The 21588-nt window shown below is 50.2% G+C and carries 16 protein-coding genes; all 16 read right to left on the bottom strand.

The features are described from left to right. Positions 1-152: 152 nt before the first annotated feature. Positions 153-3452, bottom strand: a complete 3300-nt coding sequence (locus MMB75_RS15755) for a DUF5704 domain-containing protein (protein ID WP_045244141.1) — start codon at positions 3450-3452, stop codon at positions 153-155. Positions 3453-3469: 17 nt separating this feature from the next. After that, positions 3470-4402 (bottom strand): copper amine oxidase N-terminal domain-containing protein, encoded by a 933-nt coding sequence (locus MMB75_RS15760; RefSeq protein ID WP_045244142.1) that lies wholly within the window; start codon positions 4400-4402, stop codon positions 3470-3472. A 429-nt stretch (positions 4403-4831) separates the two neighbouring features. Further along, on the bottom strand, positions 4832-7156 hold the full coding sequence (locus tag MMB75_RS15765; RefSeq protein WP_277508688.1) for a glycoside hydrolase family 127 protein: 2325 nt from the start codon (positions 7154-7156) through the stop codon (positions 4832-4834). A gap of 61 nt (positions 7157-7217) precedes the next feature. Beyond that, positions 7218-8444: an NAD(P)/FAD-dependent oxidoreductase gene (locus MMB75_RS15770; RefSeq protein ID WP_031463001.1), complete on the bottom strand. Its 1227-nt coding sequence runs from the start codon at positions 8442-8444 to the stop codon at positions 7218-7220. Beyond that, on the bottom strand, positions 8441-8776 hold the full coding sequence (locus tag MMB75_RS15775) for a (2Fe-2S)-binding protein (RefSeq protein ID WP_017426336.1): 336 nt from the start codon (positions 8774-8776) through the stop codon (positions 8441-8443). The genes MMB75_RS15770 and MMB75_RS15775 overlap by 4 nt, the downstream gene beginning before the upstream one ends. Continuing rightward, positions 8773-9180 carry a (2Fe-2S)-binding protein gene (locus tag MMB75_RS15780; protein WP_031463000.1) on the bottom strand — a complete coding sequence of 136 codons (408 nt, stop codon included), beginning with the start codon at positions 9178-9180 and terminating at the stop codon, positions 8773-8775. Before MMB75_RS15780 ends, MMB75_RS15775 begins: the two co-directional genes overlap by 4 nt. Further along, positions 9173-10609 carry an aldehyde dehydrogenase family protein gene (locus MMB75_RS15785; protein WP_031462999.1) on the bottom strand — a complete coding sequence of 479 codons (1437 nt, stop codon included), beginning with the start codon at positions 10607-10609 and terminating at the stop codon, positions 9173-9175. The genes MMB75_RS15780 and MMB75_RS15785 overlap by 8 nt, the downstream gene beginning before the upstream one ends. 15 nt (positions 10610-10624) lie before the next feature. Next, a complete protein-coding gene (locus MMB75_RS15790) occupies positions 10625-11512 on the bottom strand; it encodes a dihydrodipicolinate synthase family protein (protein ID WP_031462998.1) in 888 nt (295 codons plus the stop codon). 54 nt (positions 11513-11566) lie between these two features. Further along, positions 11567-12568 carry a proline racemase family protein gene (locus MMB75_RS15795; protein WP_031462997.1) on the bottom strand — a complete coding sequence of 334 codons (1002 nt, stop codon included), beginning with the start codon at positions 12566-12568 and terminating at the stop codon, positions 11567-11569. Then, positions 12565-13773: an NAD(P)/FAD-dependent oxidoreductase gene (locus MMB75_RS15800; protein ID WP_031462996.1), complete on the bottom strand. Its 1209-nt coding sequence runs from the start codon at positions 13771-13773 to the stop codon at positions 12565-12567. Before MMB75_RS15800 ends, MMB75_RS15795 begins: the two co-directional genes overlap by 4 nt. Before the next feature lie 152 nt (positions 13774-13925). Then, a complete protein-coding gene (locus tag MMB75_RS15805; protein WP_031462995.1) occupies positions 13926-15449 on the bottom strand; it encodes an Ig domain-containing protein in 1524 nt (507 codons plus the stop codon). A gap of 70 nt (positions 15450-15519) precedes the next feature. After that, positions 15520-16626: a M24 family metallopeptidase gene (locus MMB75_RS15810; RefSeq protein ID WP_031462994.1), complete on the bottom strand. Its 1107-nt coding sequence runs from the start codon at positions 16624-16626 to the stop codon at positions 15520-15522. Positions 16627-16645: 19 nt separating this feature from the next. Further along, a complete protein-coding gene (locus tag MMB75_RS15815) occupies positions 16646-17572 on the bottom strand; it encodes a carbohydrate ABC transporter permease (RefSeq protein WP_031462993.1) in 927 nt (308 codons plus the stop codon). Further along, entirely contained in the window at positions 17569-18474 is a 906-nt protein-coding gene (locus MMB75_RS15820) for a carbohydrate ABC transporter permease (protein ID WP_017426328.1), read from the bottom strand. The genes MMB75_RS15815 and MMB75_RS15820 overlap by 4 nt, the downstream gene beginning before the upstream one ends. 33 nt (positions 18475-18507) lie before the next feature. After that, positions 18508-19863: an ABC transporter substrate-binding protein gene (locus MMB75_RS15825; protein ID WP_230681850.1), complete on the bottom strand. Its 1356-nt coding sequence runs from the start codon at positions 19861-19863 to the stop codon at positions 18508-18510. Positions 19864-19986: 123 nt separating this feature from the next. Then, positions 19987-21579 (bottom strand): response regulator, encoded by a 1593-nt coding sequence (locus MMB75_RS15830; RefSeq protein WP_045244144.1) that lies wholly within the window; start codon positions 21577-21579, stop codon positions 19987-19989. Between the last annotated feature and the right edge of the window lie 9 nt (positions 21580-21588).

Here is a 21588-nt window from a genome sequence, read left to right on the forward strand (position 1 = left end):
GCTTATTTGGCTCGCTCACACTACACCTTCACCAGTAAGGGATCATCGGTAGAAAAGCTGGAAAACGACCAACACGCTGGCAGGGGCTTGTCAAGCTTGTGCAACATCGTCAAGGATAAGTTTAGGTTATCTTTAATTTGTATATCTCCCAATTAGTGAGGGACAAATGAACGAAAATCGTCTCGACTGGACTGGTCTGCATGATAAAACACGACATCTCCATCCTGTAAATGAAAGGTGTGTCCGTAGGGGTCCTTTATCTCTCTACGATATCCCTCCAGTTGCCATTGGTTCAAAAGCGGGCCATTAATATATTGCAAATGTGGATGCTTGGTGTCCCCCTGACGGAGTGATTCCAAATTAAAGTGAACCACTATAAAGCCTGTCTTCTTGAATATATCTGTATGCTCGTTTAGCTCCTGACGGTGACTGACCTCGTGCAAATCCGTCCCTTTGGTAACGGCGTACACATCAGCAGGCAGACTATACTCGCCATACCAGCGCTGAATCGCCGCATTCGCACGATCGGCATCAACCCCCTCCGGCAGGTCCGTCTTTGGACCGATCAAGGTACGCACAGCCGCAGGCAACACCAGCCAGTCGTAGCGTCCAACCCAGGTCTTGCTACGTGTAATACGCTGGACATACAGCGCCACATAACGTTCCAGCATTAACTGACTTCGCTCTGCTTCACTCAGTCCATGTTGATATTGGTAGGCTGCTGTATCCTGCATTTCCTCCATAGGGACATTGCGTAGCCGTTCATTCAAAATAACATATCGCTTTTCCCGGTCCTCTGCCGATCCTACATGGATAAATTTTCGGCTGCCTGCATGTGTATACAAATCCACCTCTTCCCGCTGTCGCCCATCTTTGCTCACCCAATAAAATGAAGGGGTAATGCGAATTCCATCCTGGGCGCTGAACATATTGCCTTTGGTTTTGAGGTCAAACTTGAAATGATAGCCTGTCTTGACTGCCACATTTGCATAACCTTCATGTGGGTGACTGCCTGGGCGAACGGGCAATGTGAAGGGCTCCGGGTTCCCTCTAGGCAACCCGTCAATATTGCCAAGCCCTGTCCAATAGGACAGACCGCTATGCATTGGGCTGCCTTTTTGCTGCCGAAATACACGCTCCCAATGGTAATCTGCAATATCCGTGATATGAAAATCATACATCCGTCCGATGACTTCAATATTCACCACATCATTGGCAACATGATGGGCGATATCCGTGTTAGCATGGCGCTGTTCGGTAAATCCATCCGGTGCATTTTCGGCAATGGTGCGGAACTCAACTGTATAATTCCCCTCATCGACCCATACGGGTAAATAAAAGTCTGTGTCCAACTGCAGCATCGGAATGTCGATCCAGGTACCTCGCGGATAAAAATGTGTCTTTCCTTGGTCGTACACATCGAACGGAAAGCGCACCTGCTTGGTTCGTACATATTTGGCATACTCCCGATCACCATAGCCGGGAATATTCAAATGCGGACCTGCTGTTGAAATCGTCACTCGAAAAGGACGCTCCAAAATAAGTGCCGATCGCCCCTTCGTAGGTTGGGTTTTCTGATTATGAGCAGCATCATCCGATACTTTAGACAGATTCACTACGGGAGTGTGGACAGTCACCGTATTGATTCCCTGTATCGGCAACGTTTTATCCGCACCTCCATTGATATTTCCTTTGAGAATAGCGTAAATGATGTCACCACTGCTGGGCGTGTTGGGCTTATTGATCTTATGCTTATCAATCACATGATTCGTACTGTACAGCACATCGGCCCCAATCGCTCCGGAAGAGGGAATCACACCTGGTTTAGGGCCATTTACCTTGACGCGCTCTGGATTCATAATGATCTTGTTTTCAAAGGTCAAAGTATCGTTCTCCACTTCGATTTCCTTAACCGCCTCCTCTGCCTTAGATTTCAGTACACTGCGATCATCAGGCACACTGGGCTTGCTGCTGCCGCCATTTTTGCTGCGACTACCTCCGTCCACTGTGCCTGGTGCAGGGGGCGGATAAAAGTTACCCTGGGTCGCCGCAATATAAGAAGGGGGAGTATAGGATTGCGGACGCAGGGTGATTGCTTCATTGGGTAACGCATAATTTCGAAGCGTAGCCTCTTTGATGCCATATACCTCCAAATTGTCTATCTTCCAATAAGAGTACGGACGGACGATTTGGTAAGTATAAGTTCGCTTCACAGTCTCATTCCGCCGAGATTTTTTCTTAGGCCGCCAGGTCAACCGATATTCCCGTTTTACGTTCACCGTATATGTACACTGACCCGTCATGTTCACAAACTTATGTTGAAAAAGGTATCTCTTGGCTTGTACATGACCGTACAGGCTTTCAGAGGTAGGAATACCTTTGGATACGTCAAATCGTTCCCGACCACGCTGGTCCGCTTTGATCACGGCAGATACTACTGGGTCCAGTTCGGCGGTTTCCAGGCGCAAACCTGGAACGGGACGTGAGCAGACAACACCTTTCGTTGGCTGTTCATGATCTTGACAATCTGAGGGCGCTCCCTCTTGGCTTTCTCCAGGCTTAGGACAGCCCTGAGCTTCTTTGTAATACAAGTAAGCGGTAAACTGCTCAAAAGAACCGTCATAGGTAAACCCGGGTACAATTCCCGGCAAGATATCTCCGCTTGGCGGTTTACCTGTCGTGCTTTTCTTGTAACCCACATACTCATATTTCGGATTGGTTGGCGGGGTGAAATCATACGGTTGATCAGGTTTAAGTTCATCTTCTATTGGTGTAAATACGTTGTTAAGCGATTTTCCATCAGTGGTAAAATGCTTGACGATCAGACCACCCTCCAGTTCGATCTTGAATAGAATGGGCTGGTAGATGCGCCAGGCTTCTACTTCTTTGGCACAGGTAGGGCAAGACTCGTCTTTAATATTTAAAGGTTCTTCCGCATCCAGAAGCATATTTACGGTTACGGGGATAACTGTAGTGTCGGTACCAATACCTTGTTTTTGAAAGGGACGAATTTCATTACTTGTTTTGCTACTATTGCTAGTTGCATCACCACTGATAGCTCGTCGATAATCTTCATAGTTATCGGATCTTGATTTTGAGAAATACTTTTTATAGTCAAGATTCTCTTTATTTATTTTAGGTTCATATAAACTCGCTTCGACACTTTTAATTTTACGACCTGGAAATTGAAATTTGTACGTAAAGGTAGCTTCCCCATACATATGTTTATTCGGTTGTTTTTTTTGTGTTACCCATTCCCCAGCGGTGTTCTTCCACATATCAAAGTACATCATCCCAACAAAGTAACGATTGTTCTTATCTGGAAAATAAGAGAGTGGCGTGATTTCTGTATCTGCCGCCACCATGTTAGTAGGAAAAGAGAATGGTGGGAACTGAAAAAATAACAGTAACCCCACCAAAAGTGCAATCAGAAGGTGTTTGGTCTTCTTCATACAATCTAATTTCCTTCTCATGAATTCACCATCAACGGGATATATTTATCTGACCAGCCATCAAACCCAATATATTTAATATCATTTATTTTGAATGATTTATAATTTTTAACTTTATCAAACAATTCATCTCTTGAGGAATAAATAGGGTAATACAACGTTTTTGTTCCATCTCCATTGTTGCTAGTTAGATCAGGTACAGGATAGCGATATCTGATTTCATTATTGTTTGTGATATAAAAAATTCCACCTGCTGAAGAAGTAGTTCTAACCCTCATTTTCATATATGTTGTGCCTTTGTCGTTAGTGTACGGCTCAATGGAATATAAATCACGCAGAAGCCTCACTGGTAAGTCAGATGATTTAAAAATTAGTACCTTACTGTATTTTTCGCCATCTGCATTTTCTAAAAGATACGATTTTGTTGTAAACGCCTTTTTATACGGCTCAATACTCACCGCCTGATGCCCCGTATCCTCCAGCGCAGCGATTTCCTTCTTCCCAATCCAGACCCAGCGGCTGACCTTATCCCATTCTACCGTCTGTCCCAAACCCTCACTCACTAACCGCAGCGGCACAAAAGTACGGTTTTGCTTCAAGATAATCTTCGTTTCATACGTTTTCGTTTGCCCATCTACGGTAGCGGTGTTTTGCCCCACTGTCATATTAACAGCATGTGCATCATTATTAATCGACACGGCTAATTGGCCGCCTGTTTTCTCCCAGCCCACCTTAGCACCCAATGCCTCGGATACAAACCGGATTGGAACCATCACATAATCGTTACTATCCTGAAAAGGTTTGGCATCCGGGAATTGTATTTTTTTCGCATTTAATAAGACTTCAATTGGTTTGGTGCTACTTGCCGCCTCCGCCATTGGAATCGTACTTGCCCCGCCCCATAGCAACGTGACTGCGGTCAAACTCAACACCCATTTTTTCATACTCATCTCTCGATCCCCTTTGTCTGCTTAAACTTATAAACTATGTATATCAACTCTAATCTCATAAACTCATCGCATCCCCACTTTCGGAAAATACTGGATACAACTTATATATTATAGGGTTTCCCAATTACAAAATCTATAAGAAAAATAACTAATATAACTACTCTAAAAATCATTTCCTATGAGAAATCTCCCGCTCTAAATCATAGAATTGCCTCCTTATATAACTTATATTTCTGCAAAATCTCATCAAAAAAGGGCTGCCTCTCCCCTCTGAAGGAAGAAACAGCCCGTGTGCTTCACGCGCAAAAACTATGAATATATCAGTTCATATCCTATGGATTATTCCAGCATCATCCAATATTTCTTACATCATAAATCATTACTGGTTAAAAATCAAACGTTAATTTTCTCACGAAACAGCTCAAAAAATCATTCATGTGCACCTGGACTCCCAGCTTGATATAGCTGCTCATACACGTCCTTGTTGACCATCCTCAGCCCAAACAATCTGCGGATACGCTGTCCAGGCTTGGCTTTGAAGGTCACTGTGGCTATATCCTTACCCTCCAGATATGCAGCCGGAATAGCGGCATTCACGTTGTAAAACTTGTCAGCCTCATCAAAGCCTTCACTAAAATGCTCAAGCAGATGACCGTTAATCCAAATATCAAAATCACAGTTTGGCATTTCCAGCGTAGCCGTGTAGGTGATAACCAGCAGCATTGGAGCAATCGGATCTGTCTTCAAATCGAAAGAGAACCAGCCGTCAATTCCCGCATTCCGGTAAGGTCGGTTATTCACATATCCGGTGCGAGTCGAAGCATCTCCCTGAAAGTTGTGATCCCGCTCCGGCTGCATTTCTCCGGGTTGGGCAAAGTCAATCGTGCACTGCTCCAGAATCGCCAGCTTTTCGCGTGCTGCTGTGTATTCCTTTTCCGCCTCCTGCCATGCTTCCTTCGGAAAAATGTCCCAATAGACTGAATAGGTACGGTCATGCATTTTATACAGCGGAGACAGTTCCACATCTCGGGGATGCCCTGCTTTTAAGGTACGGAATGTATTCGTTTTGCCCTCCACGGGCTGTATCCAATGATCCAGTTCTTCTGTTGGAGGGATGAATACCGGGGTATAGAGGAACTCTTTGGCTTTAGGATCTTCTAAGGGTCCCAGATCACCTGCCAGCACCAGCGGTCCATACATGACAGCCGCCCGATCCGGGTTATCTGGCATCTGCTCCAGTCTGAGCGACATCGGAATTGTCACCTCAACAACATCACCATCAAGCCAGGTTCTAGCGATAGAGACAAAGCTGCCCGGTTCTGATTCAACCGACTGTTCCTTGCCGTTTACACAGATAGTGATCCCTTTTTCAGCCCAATAAGGATAGCGGATGAGCAGCATAAATGGTGCAGGTTGATCACATTGAATTTCCAGCGTGGTATGATCCGTGTCTGGATAGGACGTAGTTTGTTTTAGCATAACACCTGTGTCTTTCCATGCCAGCGTAGAAGCAATGAACTGATTGACATACAGCTTATCGTGATCGTGAAAATATATGCCGCTACCGTAGCTCGCATGGTTTTCCATCCCTGTGCCCACACAGCATGTAAAATCATCAAATTTACTTTCAAAATGCTTGTGCCCGCCCATGGCCAGCGACAGAAAATACGTAACACCCCCGTGAACCGGGTCCTGAGAAGCCAAAATATGATTGAATAAACCTCGCTCATAAAAGTCCGCTTCCTTGGCAGAAACATTCCACTGAAACAGGTGATTAGTCAGCTTGAGCATGTTATAGGTGTTGCATGTCTCCGTCGTATGCGGTCCGATGCGATCATTCAAGCCATCCGGCGCTCCAAAATATTCTCCAAAGCTATTGCCGCCAATGACATACGAATGATGATCCACCACCCGCTCCCAAAAAAATTCTACCGTCTTCCGACGCTTCGTGTCATTCGTGAGCTCATATTCCTTGGCAAGCCCGATTAGTTTCGGTATCTGTGTATTGGCGTGAATGCCCTGTAAGCAATCCTCCTGTGAGCTAAGCGGGTCCAGCACCAGCTTGTGCCAGAAGCACTCAGCCAGCCGCAAGTAGCGCTCTTCCCCGGTATCCGCATACAAATCCGCCAATACCTCATTCATGCCTCCATATTCGCAAAACATCATCTGCTGCATCTGCTCATCGCTCATCGGCTTCAAAATTCCTTCGAGCCAGTCCGCCAGTTTGCGCTCTACACCTAATGCCTTGTCACAGTCTGTCAAATGATACGCATCACGCAAACCAGCGAATAACTTGTGTAGTGTATACAAAGGAGCCCAGGCACCGTTCAGGTCAAAGCCCTTCGAACGAATATTTCCGGCAGATACCTCTTCAAAAAGTTCCTTTCCCCCAGGAATGCCAGATACATATCCGTCCCCATGCGCCGCCTGGCAAACATCCAGTTCATCCGTAATGTAATGTGCAATTTCCTTAAAACGCTCATCGCTGGTCGAAGCAAACATCATGGAGCAAGCGGACAAATAATGTCCCAGCGTATGACCGGAAATAGTCATCGCTTCCCAGCCTTCATATTGAGGCGCTTTGGGCGCAAGCCCGGCATATTCCCGAAAACGCGCCAGCAGACGATCAGGCTCAAGCTCCAACAGATAAGATCGGTTCAGCTCCATCGCCTGTTTGAAGGGACCTTCAGCCAATACCACCTCGTTCAGTGCGAACGGTGCTGCTTTCATATGGGCCTTTGCTTTAAGAGTCATCTTCCGTTCCTCCTTTAAGGCGAATTTGGGGTAAAAAACGCATATCCAACCTAACGAGCCGTTACGCGCCGCTCCCAGAAGAGATTTGCCCCCACTGCTGGTACAGCTGCGTTCTCGCTTCTGTAATGCCGGGATGAAATTGAATTAGCGCATGTTTCCGTGCAAAATGAACCTCACGGATCGCCTCCTGCACCCGTTGTTCCCCGCCTGCTCCGCCAAGTCCAGCAGCATGGATCATGGAAGCGGCTGCTAATCGCCCTTGAGCCATGGCGACCAGCCCGCTTTCGATGCCGGTAATATTGCCGGCAACGTACAGTCCTTTGAGCGAGGTTTCCATTCGCTCACCATGCAGTGGAACATGCCCACCCAGCTCAGGGCTGTACACGAATTTGCACCCGGCTACCGCCGCCAGCTCAGCGAGCGGATACAAGCCGCCGCTCAGCGCCACGAAGTCGGCGGGTTCGACGCGCTCGCTGCCAGCAATCGGCGAGCCGTCCGGTTTAACGTGGACCAGGGTCACGGATTCGACCCGGTCCTGCCCGTTGACGGACTGCACTGCTGTCCGCAAACGGATCGGGATATCCCACAGACGGAAGCCTCTGTGGGGATAGCAGCGCGCGATGAGCTTCTCCATCCGCATCGTCGCTGCCAGCTTGCCGCCGACGCGCATCCAGGCGGCAGGCGCCAACCCCGACAGCTGAAGCAGCAGCTTCGCGGAGGCTGTCGGATCTGCCGCTGCACCAGCCAGCGGACCCGCGCACGGCAGTGTAATCGCCGCCACCTTTACCCCGGCGACGGACAGCTCGCGGGCAATCGCCATCGACAATACGTTCATGCCTACAATAATGCCGCGTTCTCCCGGCTTGACGTAATGAACATTGGTCAGCACCTGCGCAGCCCCGATGGACATTACACCCGGTAACGTCCAGCCATCCAGCGGAACGGGAATCTCAGCCGCTCCAGTCGCCAGCAATACGTACTCAGCCGTGATCAACCCACAGGAAGTGGAAATTTCCCACGTTGTCGTATATTCCATGCCATGTACAGAAACGCCACAGCGAATGTCCACCCCAAGCTCCGCGCAGCGGGTAATCAGCTCATCCGAAACATGCTTTCCGATCCACCAGCCTTGACTGCCTTCCTCATGATATTGCCCGGGCATACGTCCACCCGGCTCAGTAAACTCATCCAGTACCGTGACTGGCAATCCTTGTTCAGCAGCCGATGCCGCTGCAGACAGTCCGGCCGGACCTGCGCCAATGACGATGAGATGTGCCATTTTATTCATGTCACAATTCTCCCTGTGATTTCATTCGAAAGCTGCCGTCCGGTTTCCACCACCATACCTTCTTCCAGCTTGGTCAGACAGGAACGAACCGTACCAAACGGATGAACCGTCAGACGACATTCGTTACAGTGCCCAATGGCGCAGTATACGCCCCTGGCCGTACCGGATTCCTCATGCCTTCTCAGCAAACGGACACCGCTGGCGAGGAGCGCTGCCGCTAGCGGTTCTCCAGCCAATCCCTGCATGGGACGACCATCAAACATGAAAGATACCTGCCGCCGCTCTGGCTTGGGTCCCAAAATCGGATGATTCACAATACGCGCACGGCTCATAGGGAACCTCCTTCTGCCAGCTGACCGAACGTTACGGGACGCACCGGGGGCCTTTGTGATAACAACTCCGCCTCCCGGCGGGCAGCAGGAACCTGATTGTAAAACCATGATTCCACTAATTGTCGGCATACCCTGCCCTGGCATGCCCCCATGGTCACCCGCGTAGCCATTTTAAGCTGGCGCACGGTGTCCACACCCATGAGGCAGGCCTGCTCCATCTGTGCAATACTCACTTCTTCACATCGACATACAAGCACATGGCCTGACGCGCCAAATGTTTTTGATTGCACGCCCGGAGATCCAGCATACTGGTTTTCTGCGTACTGATTTTCTGCATAATGGGTCTTTTCCCCCTGCACTTCCGTCCTATCCGTGACACTTCGTTCCGTCGCGCGTTTACGCATAGCTGATCGCACAGGTCTTAATCGCTGAATAAAAATCCAGCGCCGCCTGACCCTGTTCCCGGGTATGTGAGCTTGACTGCTTCAGACCACCGAACGGAGACTGATACTCAACTCCCGCCGTCTCCTGATTAACCCGTACCATTCCCGCGTCCGCTTCATCCAGAAACCGATGAGCAAGCCGCAAATCGCGGGTGAACAGGGAAGCGCTTAACCCATAAATAGAATCATTGCACAGCCGAATCGCATCCTCAAAGTCGTCGGCCTGTATGACACTGATGACTGGGCCAAAAACCTCCTCCTGAATCAAGGTATGGGACGAATCCAGACCAGCCGCCAGCAGTGGACGCACATAATAACCGTTATCTGTCCCGGCGGCGGCTCCACCTTCCGCCAAAATATCAGCTTCCCGGCGAGCTAGCGATACATAGGACATGACCTTCTCGTACTGACCCTTGGATGCCACAGGTCCGAGATACGCACCGGGGTCAAGCGCTGGAGCGATCTGGATTTTTTCCACCACTTGGCGTAAAGCTTCTGTGAACGTCTCATAGGCAGACCGTTCTACAATCACCCGGCTAGTGGCCGTGCATTTTTGTCCGGCTGACCGAAAGGCACCACTGGCAATCATCGCCACCGCCTGTGACACATCCGCGTCCTTCAGCACCACGGCAGCATTTTTGCCGCCCATCTCAGTCTGGTATTTGATGTTCCGACGTGCGCACCGTTCAGCAATGCCCAAACCTGTAGCGGTAGAACCCGTGAAGCTGACCGCCTCCAATGCTGGATGCTCCAGTAGGGCATCGCCTATACGACTCCCCTGCCCAATGACGAGATTCAGTACGCCGGGCGGAAGCTGCACCGCTTCAAATAGCTCAGCGATCCGTACTGCGGTTAATGAAGCATGTTCGGCAGGCTTCCAAATGACCGTATTGCCACACAAGAGTGCAGGAGCAATTTTCCACAGCGGAATTGCTACTGGAAAATTCCACGGCGTTATGACAGCCGTTACCCCCAGCGGGATGCGCTTCGTGTATTGGAGCACTCCCAACTCATTCGAAGGAATGACCGTCCCAATGGAACGTACGCCCTCTGCCGCATAATATCGAAGCAGATGAACACCTCGCATCACCTCTCCTCGCATCTCGGTAATTGGCTTGCCCATTTCTCTGCTGGCCAGCTCAGCCAATTCAGGTGCGGCTGTTTCCAACAACCCGGCTGCTTTGAACAAGTAAGCTCCCCGTGCTGCCGGGCTTAATGCTGCCCATCCTGCCTGTGCCAGTCGTGCTGCTTCCCCGGCCTGGGCAATATCACGCTCATTGGAGAAATGGACGACCCCCACTTCTTCCTGCAACGCCGAAGGATTACGAACCACCATCTCCTCGCCGGAAGGGCTCAGCCACTCACCGCCAATCCAATTTCGGCTCTCCATTGTCTTCACCCCCATTCAAGATGAAACCCCGCTCGGGCGAACTGCCACCTCAAAAGCTTCACGAATCCGGTCATATTCCGCCTGTGGCAACGCAAGTCTGGGCGGCCGTGTCGGACCGACCGGGAATCCAGCCAGCTCCATCATATATTTGATGGACTGCACCAATTGCGGACTGGCATCGTAGTGGAACAGCGGTAATAGTCTGCGATACAACGCGGACGCTTCCGCCAAATTTCCCGCCTGCGCAAGCCGGAACAGCTCTACTCCTTCTTTTGGTAACGCATTAGGTACCCCCGAAATCCAGCCTGTCGCGCCGAACAATGCTCCCTCCATCGCCAGATTATCTACTCCGACCATGACCTCCAGCTCTGTCTGGTCCAAAATAGCGTGAATACGCCGTACATCCCCGGAAAATTCCTTGACTGCTACAATATTCTCAATATGTGACAAGTCCACAAGAATATCCGGGGTCAGGTCAACCTTGTAATCATGGGGGTTGTTATACGCAATGATCGGCAGGCCCACCTCTGACAATGCTTCATAGTGAGTCGTTACCTCATGGGGCAATGGATTATAATTAATGGGCGGCAACGCCATGACACCCGCTGCCCCGGCATCCTTGGCATGCTGCACCCAATGTACCGCCTGTTTAGTGGATGGAGCGGCCGAGCCGACTACAACAGGAACACGTCCCGCCGCAGCGTCAATGACCGTATGCACCACCTGCGATCGTTCCTCTGGAGACAAGGCAGCATACTCTCCCAGCGATCCCGTAGGTACCAGTCCGCTAATACCGCTTGCAATCAGATGCTCGCACAGCTCGGTCAGACGCTTGTAGTCGACCTCCATCTCTGCCGTGAACGGTGTAACCAAGGCCACATATACACCTTCAAAACGTGCCATATGCTCACCTACCCTCTCCCATTTTTATTTACTTATTTAAATGATGCAAAAAGCTCACATCAGCAAAAATCCCTCTCTCAGCGGGTCGTCAGGGTCCAGCACAAATTGATGATGTCCCGTCACCCAAGCCGAGCCTGTAATTTGCGGAATCACGGCCGGATAAGGACCTACCTGCGTCTCGCCCACAATTTCAGCCCGAAACATGGAGCCTGTGATGCTTTCATGCACAAACGGCTCGTGCAAGCCCAGCTTTCCCTTGGCGTGCAGCACCGCTACCTTGGCCGAGGTTCCTGTGCCACAAGGGGAGCGATCGATACCGCCTGGCGGAATGACGACAACATTGCGACAATCGGCCTGTGAAGCCACGGGTTCTCCGTAAAATTCAATATGCGTCAATCCTTGAATAACCGGATTTTCAGGATGTACTACCTCAACAGCAGCATTCACTGCCTCCCGAATCTGTACCGCTGTTCGTACAATTTTTGCTCCATTGCTCTGATCCAGGACAAGACCGAAGGAGGCCGCCTCTATAATGCCGTAAAAGTTTCCTCCATAGGCAATATCAAGAGTAACTCGACCGATGTCCTCTACCTGAACCTCCACCTCACGGCGGTACACAAAGGAAGGAATATTGGTGAACGTTACTTGTTTCACCTTGCCCTCATCTATATCCAGCCGTACTTGAACCGGGCCTGCCGGAGTGTCCAGCAATATAGATTTTTTATCCGCAGCAATCAGGCCACCTTCCACCAGTGCCGTGCAGACGCCAATCGTATCGTGACCACACATCGGCAAATAGCCGCCTGTTTCTATAAAGACCACACCCATATCTGCAGCTGGATGACAAGGCTCTGTTAAAATGCAGCCTGACATCACCTCATGACCACGCGGCTCAAACATCAGCAGACGGCGAAAATCATCATGGTGCGCTGCCATATAAGTCATCTTTTCCAGCATGGTATACCCTACCAGCTTAGGCGCGCCGTGGATGACTGTCCGCGTCGGATTGCCTCCCGTATGAGTATCAATCGTAGTAATTCTGCCCGCTGCACTCATCCAGTTACCTCCCCGTGAATATCGTGGCTGGTAAAAGCCTCTCCGAATCGGTCATAACGCAGCGGCTCTACCGGAATACAAGTGGGTTCGCCGCGTACCATTTCGGTCACCAGCTTACCTGTAACCGCCGCCAGGCTAATACCATCTCCTTCATGGCCTGAAGCGATAAATAGCCCCGGTACTTCATCCACTGCGGATATGATGGGCAAATGATCAGGGGTCCATGGACGCAAACCCGTATACGCCCTCATCAGCGGCACATTGGCCAAGGCAGGAAAGAAGCGAATGGCTCTGCGGGCGATTAAGCGAATCACCTGCTGATCAACTCCTGTATCCATACCGACAAACTGACGGCTGCTGCCAATCAAAATGTTCTGGGATGCGGTGGGCTCAAATACCAGCGCTACACCGTATTTTTCATAAACCTCATCTACACTCCGCTGACCTCCGAACTTGCTCATCAGATAACCGAACTCCATCACCTTGCGGTTTCCGATCGAAGGCATTCGGGCAGACACCAGTATATGTCCTTTGCGCGGTATAATCGGAAGGTCCAAACCTAGCGAATGACCGATGCTGCGTGTCCATACACCTGCGGCCAACACTACTGCATCAGCATGGATCACGCCGTTTGGCGTCTCCACTCCGCAGGCGTTCCCCCTTTCGTCCTTGAGAACCGACTGTATCGGCATGCGCGGCAATAGCCTGGCTCCCATCCGACGCGCGGCCCTGGCCAGGGCATACGTCATCTGCACCGGATTTACAGTAGAATCTGTCGCACACTCCAGTCCGCCCGGCAAATCTTTGGCTAGATACGGCCATTCCTCTTGCAAATCCTGCTGATCCAGCATGCGAAACGGAAGCCCTTCCTGCTGCTGGCGGGTGACCCACTGCTCTGCGGCCTGCATCTCCTGGTCGTTTTCACAGACCAGAATACTTCCAGGCGCACGATACTCAAATTCATCTTCCAGTTCCTTAGCCAGCTCTGCCACCAGCTTCTGTGATAACAGTGACATCCGACTGTCAAAGCCGGGCTCTTTGTCGATTGCCAATATATTTCCATCACATCGGGAAGAAGTACCTCCAGCAATTTCCCCTCGTTCAGCCAGCACGACCTTCATACCAGATTTAGCTGCATAATAAGCGATGGCTGTACCGATGATTCCACCGCCTACAATGACCAGATCCGCCGCATCGTGTTTCATTCGTTTTCCCTCCCTTCAACCGTTTCCATATGAATGGAAAACAATCCGGCGGCTTGCCCCAAAGCTCTATTTTGGCAAGTTGCTTTATAGTCATTCAGCCCCATCCAAGTTCAGTCAAGACATTCGGGACAGCCACCTCTTGGGGGCATTCATTACAGCTTGAGCGTAAAGGTTTGTGTGACAGGCTTGCTCAGCTCGTCATAATCCCGCAGCTGTATGGTGAACGTATACGTCTTGTTGGCTGCTCCGCTGTCTGCTTTTCCGCTAATCGTTCCTGTAAAGCGGTCCAGTGTAAAGCCTGTGGGCAGTTGACCGCCGGTCACCGTCCAATCGTAAAATGGTACGCCTCCCTTGGCTTCCAGCTTGGCCGTGTATGTCTTTCCTTTGACGGGTGCTGGCAGTTGCTTTGTCATGATTTCTGGCGCGAGGAAAGGAGTCAGGTCCTTGCGCAGCGGCCAGCCTGCCTTTTCTGCTACAAGCAGCGAAAGCTTCGTGTTCATCCAGCGCCGGGTTGGGAATAGATGGCGCCAGCCTCCATTTTGTCCGCTCAATCTATCGACCTCTGCAAGCTCTCCAGAGAGATGATAGCTGTCGTCCAATGCAGCCGGTCTGTGCTGATAGGCCATAATATCCGGGTCATTGCCAGCCGCTTCCTTCAGCGCCTTGACGCCTGGGAACGTGTCGCTGAACACAATTGCATGACCGAATTCGTGCATGATCAGCCCGTGCACATCTGTCACCTTGGACAGATCGGATTGATACCATTCTTCATCGTCCACCGATGTGAATGGAATGGCATCATCATAGAAATCCAGGATCAGACTATAGGAACGGTTTAAGTTCCCTGGGACGGTCACACCGTTACGTGTATGATAATTGCCATTCGCTGCCGGAAAGCCCGTAGAATACGGCCCATTTAGCCCTCTCATAAATACCCACATGCCTTTGTAGGGTTTGTTATTCGTCACCTGTATTTCATTTTGCCAATCATCTCCTGGCAGATGGTTTACTTCCGCATTGGCAGGAATCTCATCAAATGGCTTCAGATCAAAGAAATAGAACCAGTCCTTCACTGCCAGCTCTGCGGCTTTTTTGGTAGCCGCGTCATTGAAATAAGGCTTGATCGTATCGAATCTGTAGTCAAAATGGAGGGGGATTGTGGGTTCTTCATTATCGTCCTGATCCAGCACACGAATCGGAATAGACTGAGTGGTTGTGTGGCCGTTATTTTCGGCAACGGACATAGACAATGTATAGTTCTCTATTTCACCGTTTCCTCCAATCCGGTCAGGATGAATGGCCAGCCGGAAATCCTTCTCCTCCTGTGCATTGGCAAAGGTCAGCGTTTTGCTTGCTCCTTGCGCCGACAGCGTACTTGGCAAATCCATCATCAGTCGGGATGTGCCTTGCGCTTTTAACGTAACGGTTAACGGAAAAGCGGCATTGGCAGGCGGCTTCACTTTTAGCTTCACATATGGGTTCGCCAGATACCCTTGCCAATCGACCAGATCTATACCATAGTCGTTCACCGTCCGGCTAAAGATGTCGATGACTTTTACATCCGATTCTGCCTCGGCATAAGCCTGTTGAGCCGGAAGAACTGGTGTCAAAGCCACGATGAGAGAAGTTGCCAGTGTGATCAGCCATACTTTGGTTTTCCTTTTACGCGTGTTCATTTGATCCCTCCATCTCGTTTTTTGGGATGATTTTAAAACTATGGATAGTTACCTATAACGCCACTGCGTTTTATAACAAAAGCAGCTCCTTGGGCGAGGCAGTCAGCACCTTGGCACCGTCATCTGTGATCAGTACATCGTCCTCAATCCGAACTCCGCCGAAGCCCGGAATATAAACCCCCGGTTCCACGGTAATGACATGTCCCGGTACAAGCACAGATTGGCTCTCACGGGACAGCCGCACCTGCTCATGAATCTCCAAGCCAAAGCTGTGGCCCAATCCGTGACCAAACTGTTCTCCATAGCCATAGGAGGCAATCACATCCCGCCCCAGACGGTCCCCCTCCCGACCGCTCATGCCAGGGCGAAGTCCTGCAATCGTCGTCATATTCGCTTCCAGCACAATAGCATACAGTTCCTCGTGCCGTTCTGATGGATTTCCAACGAATACGGTACGCGTAATATCAGACAGATAACCACGCACATTTGCGCCAAAATCCATCGTGACAAACTCGTTCTGACCAATTTCCTTGTCACTGGCCAGTCCGTGGGGCAGTGCCGAGCGTTCACCTGAAGCAACAATGAACGCAAAACCGCCTGATTCCGCGCCTGCGAGCCGGAGCTGATATTCCAGTTCCGCCGCAATCCGCCGCTCTGTAACTCCAGGCTGAATATAATTCAGCACTTCCGTAAAGGCGGCATCGGTAATGCGCGCAGCTTCACGGATGGTGTGAATCTCTTCCTCGTCCTTCACGTCACGCAGCCGTTCAATTACATCTTCCGTGTACACATACTCCAACGATCCTAGTGCGGCTTGAAGCTGTCCTGACTGTTGAAGTGAGACATGCCGACTCTCTAGACCCAGTCTACGAACACCCAATTTACTTGTGAGGTCAGCGATGGTCTGGAAGATTTGTGCCTCATGCCGAATAACTGAATATTCAGCTGCCTGATCTGTTGCCTGCAACATATAGCGGAAATCCGTCACCAACAAAGCCTCTTCCTGCGTAACGAGCGCAATTCCGGCGGAGCCTGTAAATCCGGTCATATATCGTCGATTGGGTCCATGTGTAATAAGTAGTGCATCTATCCCTAGAGCCGGGAATTCCGAGCGTAACCGAGCCAGTCTGCCTGGAACACCCTGTAATCGTTTTGCTGAACCGTTGGGTTTATCCAAAGCTACATCAGCCTCCTTTTTAGCCTTTAATCCCTGTCAGTGTGATGCCTTCAATAAAATAACGTTGTCCGATAAAAAATATCAGGACGATCGGAGCCAAAATCGTGCTGGATGCCGCCATCAGGTAAGGCCAATTGGTATTGTTCAATCCCCGAAAAGTCGCCAGCCCCAGCGCCAGTGTAAAATGCTTTTCGTCACTCAAATAAATAATCGGGCCCAAAAAGTCGTTCCACACATCAATAAAGGTAAATATCCCGATCACGATCAATGCAGGCGAAGATAAAGGAATAATGACGCGCCATAATACAGTTAGCGGTGTACCTCCATCCATATAAGCGGCTTCGTCCAGATCGCGCGGAATCGTCAGCATAAATTGTCGCATCAGAAAGATGTTGAACGCCCCTCCACCAAACCATGCAGGAACAATCAGCGGCAGAAATGTATTCAACCCGCCCAGTTCACGCCACATGACGAAAGTAGGTATGAGCGTCACCGCATAAGGCAGCATCATCGATCCGATCAGCAGAGAAAAAATCAGATTACGTCCAGGCCAGCGCAGGCGGGCAAAGGTAAACGCCGCCACAATCGAGGTCATCATTACTCCTGCCAGCACACAAACCTCAATGATGAACGTATTCAGAAAATACCTGCCGAACGGTACCGAAGTCAGCGCTTCTGGGTAATTGCTCCATTGAAAAGGAGAGGGTATCCACTCTGGCGGGAATACGAAAATTTGCGATGTTCCCATCAGAGAGCTACGAATGAGCCATACAAATGGCAACAACATTAAAACACTGCCTATCATTAAAACGATATACAGTACGATGCGACTGATTTGGAATGGTTTGGAACGGGCGGCGGTAGCAGGACTTCGGGAGCGTTCAGGCTGTGGAAGTGGATGTTGCGGTGTGTCTGAAGGTTTGACAGAAGAAGTAACCTGATTCATGAACGTTCCCCCCCTTCATAGTGAACCCACTTTTTGGACGTGGAGAAAATCAGAACAGTTAGGACCATAATGACGAAAAATAAGATCCAGGCCAGCGCTGAGGCGTAGCCGATTTTGGTCTCCGTAAAGGCTGTGCGCCACAGGTAGAACACATAGAACAGGGTTGAATTGTTAGGTCCCCCGTTTGTCATGACATACGCCTGATTGAATGCCTGAAAGGTGCTAATTAAAGACATAACCAAATTGAAGAAGATGGTTGGTGTCATCGAGGGAATCGTAATATGGAAAAATTTATGCAGTCTATTGCCGCCGTCTACCTCAGCTGCTTCATACAGATGGGTGGGAACCGACTGAAGTCCCGCCAAAAAGATAATGACCGTATTCCCGATCCCCCAGGTGCTCATCATGATCAGCGAGGGTATTGCAGTATTCTCGTCATAAATCCATTTGCTCCCCGGCAGGCCAACACTCTCCAGCAGTGAATTCAACAGACCAAAATCAGGATTGAACATCCACAGCCACAGCATCGTGTTGGCAATACTCGGCACAATGGTAGGCAAATAATAAATCGTGCGGAACACCGACAAACCTTTTACCTTTTGATTTAATAGCAGTGCAATGATAAAAGCTGCCGCCAAGCCTAGAGGTACGCTGCCCAGTGCATAATACGTGGTCACGAACATGGATTGGGAAAAGGTAGTATCCTCGGTCAAAATGGTTCGGTAATTATCCAATCCAATAAAGGTCATCTGTCCACCAATCGTCCAATCGGTCAAGCTGAATACGAACGATGCCACAATCGGTCCAATCGTAAATATCATTAATCCCAGGATGGCAGGCAGCGCGAATAGCAGACCCCAGTTTCGCTCCATGCGCATCATTCCTGATTTTGGTCGCTTCATGGGCCGTTCTCCTTTCGCAGCTGTCCTGCCGCATTATTCATCCGGATACACTCCTTGAAGTAGTGGCTGAATAATGGGTTCCAGTTCATCCAGCGCCTGCTGCGGCGTCTTCTTGTTCGTCCAGATTAGATCCAGCCCTGGGGTCAGCTTGGAACCAATATCAGGCCAGTTGCGAAGAGTCGAAGTTGACGGCTTGATCGCATAATCTCTGGCATACTCAATGCCAGCCTGCTGAAATTCCGGTGGATGTGCGGCATTATTCGTCCACGACTGGATGGCCTGCTCGTCGGTATAATATTTTTCTTCGATAGGCATCCACAGACCGGACTTGAACAGATCCACCTTTTCAGGATTGTTATGGTACAAATAAAATTCGAGCGCTTCTTTCGGGTGCTTGGTGCTCTGGAAAATAACTGTGGCCCCCGCAACGATCATCGTTTTGGGCTCTTTAAGCTTCGGCAAAACGCCGATACTCCATTGCAGCTGCTTGTTGTTTGAAAAATCGAGCAGGGACCATGTTCCGTCTACCACCATAGCCACCTTTTTGGTCTGGAGCCGAATCGTATTGGACGGCATGTCCTGCTGTTGGATCAAATCAGGAGAAACATGCTCCTTGAAAACCAGATCTTGCAGCTTCTGAAACACCTCTACCGACTCAGGGCGGTTCAGAGTATACTTCTTGCCTGTTTTGTCGGTTAAACCTCCGCCATTGCTTGCTAAGAGCGGCCCCCAGGAGCTACGGTCGTTGCCAAAGGCAAAGCCGTATTGCACAATATTTTTGGGATCAAATCCGCTGTCTCCCGGATGCTTGCCATTCTGATCCTTGGTCAACTTTTTGGCAATCTCTAGAAATTCATCCCATGTCCACGCTTTTTCAGGATCAGCCGGAGGAACGGGTACCCCTGCTTCTGTAAACAACTCCTTGTTATAAAATAGCTGCATCACTTCCAAAGCAGTGTAATTACCGATAGACTTGCCGGGTTCGCTGTAAAGATAGGAGGATTTGAGTTTGTTTTTTAATTCGGGATATTCGTTATAATAGGAGGATAAATCTAGGAGTCTGCCTTCACTTGCCCATTTCATCGTGAGCGAATCGCCCAGGTAGGCGATATCAGGAAGCTGATTGGCAGCCATTAAAGTGTTAATTTTCGTGGTGTAGTCACCAGGAACATGCTCGCCCTTCACCCGAATGTTCGGATGGGATGCATTAAAGCTTTGAATCATCTTTTCCATCGCCTGCTTCTCGTCATTGCTCCCCCAGTACATAAACTTGAGTTCGACCGCATTGGGATTAGCCGGTTCGCCAGCGCTACCACTGCACGCCGTCAGCCCTGTCAGCATCGCCGTCATCACCAGAGCCATCCATGTCCGTAACCTTCGTTTTCGCAAATCAACCGGCCCCTTCCTGAACTGGTTTCTCCTTACAAGCCTATTATGCGCTGAGAGCCCGAAGCCGACCACCTAACGACTCCAGACTCTCTTTGTTTTGGTATGATTTTTTTAACAGCGCGTTTACAAAAATGTTTTGCGGAATTCCGTTGGCGTTAATCCGGTATGCTTTTTAAAGGCAATACTAAAATAGTTCGTATCTGCGAAGCCCACAGCCTCCGCCACCTCTGCTACCTTGCGATTCGGGTCCAACAGTAGTTCCCGGGCTCGCTCGAAGCGCACACGCGTCTGATACTCAGCGAAGCTTTCACCTGTAACCTGCTTAAAACGGGCACTCAAATATTTGGGACTCATATTCATGTACGCTGCAAGACGGTTCAATCCCCCATCCTCCTGAAGGTGCTCACGAATCCATTCCTTGGCCCGTTGGAATTTGCGCGGAATCCCCTTTTCGCGCGATTCCCGCACTTGGCGACCCACCCGGACAAAATAGCGTGATACATAATCAATCATCTCAGGTCCGTGCCGCAATCGGGACAGTTCCAATAATGGGTCTTGCTGCTGTATGGATGTTTGTCCTTCGGATGCATCGCTCTGAACAATACGCATAACGAACAGAACAAGCTGAGTGACGATCATTTTCACCTGATTGACGGGCAAGCCCGCTAATTGTCCAGACCATTCCTGCAAAATCGCATGTACGGCAGCATCATTGCCAGCACGAATTTCTGTAATCATGAGCAGTTCCTTCTCCAGCAAATGACTACTGTTCGGCTCAGCCGCCTGAATGCTCTCGAAGGGGATGATCTGGCTATAGCCCACCCACCCCCGATGCTCCACAGCCTGTACTGCTTCCTCATATGCTTCAGGAAGCTGCTCCATCCGTTGTACGGGACGGCTAATCCCGATGGACATCCCCTGGCTCAATCGTTCCTGCACCGCCTGACGAATCTGCCGGGCCGTCTGCTCCGCTGCCCTGCAAGATGCCGCCGCCAGCAGTACAACACGCCGATCACGGGAAACCGCCGCACCATGCGCCTTCGTACCGGCTGCTGCCGCAGCCTCCCAAGCCAACTCGGCGAATACATGCGTGCTCTTATTGGTGGAACTCTGCGACTCGCTAGGAGCGGATGCTACCTGCTGCGAGGCCTCCTCCAGCTCACAGCACAGCACAGTATAAGGCGGTCTGCTCGTCTCGCCGAAAAATCCCAGCCCGTCCATCTCCTGAACGACCTCCGCTGCGGGGCGCCGCTGCTGGAGCAGATCCAGCAGCAAGTGCTCCCTGTACAATGGCTCCAATGAACGATGACGGTGAATAGCTTCCTCCTCGCTTCTACGCCATTGCGCAATGCGATCCTCAGCCCGTCTCAGAGCCGCTTCAAAGTCTTCGCTTGTCACTGGCTTGAGTAAATAATCAACCGCTTGAAGCGAAACGGCCTGACGAATATACGTCATGGATTCGTACCCTGTCAGGAATAACAGCGGGGTCTGCTGATCCTTTTCCCGAATGGTTTTGGCTATGTCCAGCCCACTCATATCCGGTAAATTAATATCCAGTAAAATCATGTCCGGTCGCCGCTCTGTATACAACCGTAATGCCGTTGCGCCGTTCTCCGCCATATCATTGACTTCCACTGACAGGCCACTTTCCGCCACCATCAGCCTCAGTCCTTCCCGAATATGATATTCGTCGTCTACAATCAGCAGCCGGTACATGCCATCTCC

This window comes from Paenibacillus sp. P2(2022), assembly GCF_029522175.1.
Classification (GTDB): Bacteria; Bacillota; Bacilli; order Paenibacillales; family Paenibacillaceae; genus Paenibacillus; species Paenibacillus polymyxa.